The 2,687-nt window shown below is 75.9% G+C and carries 2 protein-coding genes; one reads left to right on the top strand and one right to left on the bottom strand.

Annotation, left to right across the window (positions count from 1 at the left end; all coding sequences use genetic code 11):
- A partial coding sequence (locus RH94_RS10000) for a transglutaminase family protein (RefSeq protein WP_234425662.1) occupies positions 1–667 on the top strand: 667 nt, incomplete at its 5' end.
- 90 nt (positions 668–757) lie between these two features.
- On the opposite strand, the gene RH94_RS10005 is transcribed toward RH94_RS10000, so the two are convergent.
- A partial coding sequence (locus tag RH94_RS10005) for a hypothetical protein (protein WP_234425663.1) occupies positions 758–2,687 on the bottom strand: 1,930 nt, incomplete at its 5' end.

A 2,687-nucleotide genomic window follows, 5' to 3' on the forward strand; every position in this document is an offset into this window, starting at 1 on the left:
CCGGCCGGGCGGGCCGCGGGCCTGGGCCCAGGCGCTGTACGAGCTGCTGGGCGAGCGGTACGGGTTCCGCGGCTGCGCCGCGGACTACCAGCGGCTGGAGAGCTCGTTGCTGCACGCGGTGCTGGCGCGGCGGCGCGGGCTGCCGATCCTGCTGTCGGTGGTGTGGATGGAGGTCGCGCGGCGGGCGGGGGCGCCGGTGTACGGGGTCGCGCTGCCGGGGCATTTCGTGGTCGGGTTCGGGGCCGCGGAGGAGCAGGGGCACGAGCAGGTGCTCGCGGATCCGTTCGACGGGGGGCGGGTGCTGACCGGGGCGGACGCGGAGTTGCTGGTGGTGGGGGCCACGGGAGCGCCCTTGCATCCGTCGATGCTGGTGCCCGCGGCGCCGCTGGAGATCGTGGCGCGGATCCTGAACAACGTCCGGGCCTGGGCGGCCGTGCGGCCCGAGCGGTCGGACGTGGCGTTGTGGGCGGTGGAGTTGTCGCTGCTGCTGCCTTCGCATTCCACGCGGTTGCGGTACGAGCGGGCGCAGCTGCTGGTGCAGCGGGGGGACTTCGTGGGCGGGGCGGCGGAGTTGGAGGCGTACGCCGATGTCGTGGCCGCGGTGGACGAGCCCGCGGCCGAGCGGGTGCGGGGGCAGGCGCGCTCCGCGCGGGCGATGCTCAACTGACACCGGCGGCGGCGAGGACGAGGGCGGTGACACGACGAGAGGGCACCCTCGTCCGTGCGGACGGGGTGCCCTCTCGCGGCGGTGAGGTGCCTAGCTGGGGTCGGTGTCGATGACGCCCACCCGGTCGGTCTTGCTCATCAGGGCCGGGCGCATGGCACCGATCACGTCCTGGACCGTGACGGGCGTCTTCTCCCCGGTGCCCCTGACGATCTTGACCTCGTCGAAGGCGCTGCCGTACAGCTCCTTGAGCACCGCCTCGTCGTAGGAGTCGACGAGCTTGCCGTTCACGGCCTTGACCTGAAGGAACTTCCACAGCGACTTCTGCGGACTGAACGACACCGTGTGCGCGGCGTCCGTCTGCACCGTCACGAGCCCCGACATGGCCGGCTCGGCGAACTCCTTCATCATCCGGTCGACCTCGGCGTTGGGGACCGTCGGCTGCCGGGTGGTGGTGGGCAGCTGGGCCGGCAGGGCCGAGCCCGTCTCCACCTGGGCGCGGTACGCCCGCTGGACCGCCTCGGTCGAACGGGCCGCGTCGATGCCCTTGCCCGGCTTGCCGTAGACGGCGACGGCCTTGCCGGCCTCGAACTTGATGCCGCCCTCGGTCACCGACCCGGCGCCGCCCGAGACGTTCTGCAGGGCGACCTGCAACTTCTCCTCGTCGACCGGCATCCGCGGCTCGACCTCGCGCTGGTTGCCGAACAGGGAGCCGATCACGGAGACGGGGTTGTAGTCGCTCGTCGCCGCCGCGCTGGCCGTGGCCTGGGTGTCGAACTGGAGCCCGGCCTGCTCCGGCTTGAGGGTGACCGTCTTGCCGTCGATCATCAGCTTCAGCGGCTGGTTCACCCGCTTGCCGAAGGCGTCGTCGAGCTTCTTCACCGCGTCGTCGCGGGTGCTGCCGCCGATGTCGACGCCGAGCACGGTGGTGCCCTTGGGTACGTCGGAGCGGTTCATCAGCAGCCCGGCGCCGTAGGCGACACCGGCCACGCCGACCACGCCGACCACGAGCAGGGACAGCTTGCCGCGGCCCTTCTTCTTGGCGGCCTTGGACGCGCCCGCGCCGGACGGGGCAGCGCTCCTCGGGGCCGGTCCGGGCATTCCCGGCGGGGTGTGCGACATCGGTCCGCCACCGCCGGCGCCCGTGTCGAACGGCTCACCCCCTCGGGGTGGGAGGACGGGCATCCCGCTGGTGACGGTGTGGCCGGAGACGTTGGCCGGCCGGCCGCCGTAGCCCGGCGTGCCGGGCCCCGGCGCGAGTTGCTGCGGGGTGAGGACCGCGGTGTCGTCGCTCAGGCCGCCACCGGGGTGTGCGGGGTGCCCGCCGGGAGCGCCGCCCGGGCGTCCCGCGGGTCCGCCGCCGGCGTTCGGCCGCAGCGGGCCGTCACCGGTGACCGGGCCGCCGGTCGGGCCCGCGGGCCCCTGCGGGCCGCCCGGCCCACCGGGTCCACCGGGTCCGCCGGGCCCGTTGAAGCCGCTGGGACCGCTCGGGCCGCCCTGCCCGGCCTGTCCGCCCTGCCCGTTCCGGTCGCCGCGCCCGTCCTCGGAGAAGTACGCCAGGTCGTCCTGGCGCGGCCCGTCACCGCCGGGACCGGAGTGGGGGCCGCCGGGCCGCGGGCCCGCCGCCAGCGCCTCGGTCACGTCGAAGGAGCCGGTGCCGCCGCCGTGGCCGGGGGCGACGGGGCCGCCGGTGACTCCGGGCAGCCCGGTGCCACCGGTGGAGCCGGGACCGGAGGCGCCCCCGGGCCGGGAGCCGTTCGCCGGGCCGGGCACGCCCATGGAGCCGGGCGCACCGCCGGGGCGGGCGCCGGAGGAGCCCGCGCCCGGGGACCCGGCACCCGTACCGGTGGAACCCGTGCCGGGTCCGCCCGCCGCGGGCGAACCACCGGGCAGTCCGGCGCCGTTGGTGGAGCCGCCGCCCTGACCTCCCTTGTTCGCCTGGGACTTGCGGGGCGCGAACCAGTCGCTGGTCGGCTTCCCCCCGGCCGGCGCCGCGGGTCCGGCGGCCGGCTCCGCGGGCGCC

Origin of the sequence: Streptomyces kebangsaanensis (assembly GCF_001906585.1) — a bacterium.
Lineage (GTDB): Bacteria > Actinomycetota > Actinomycetes > Streptomycetales > Streptomycetaceae > Streptomyces > Streptomyces kebangsaanensis.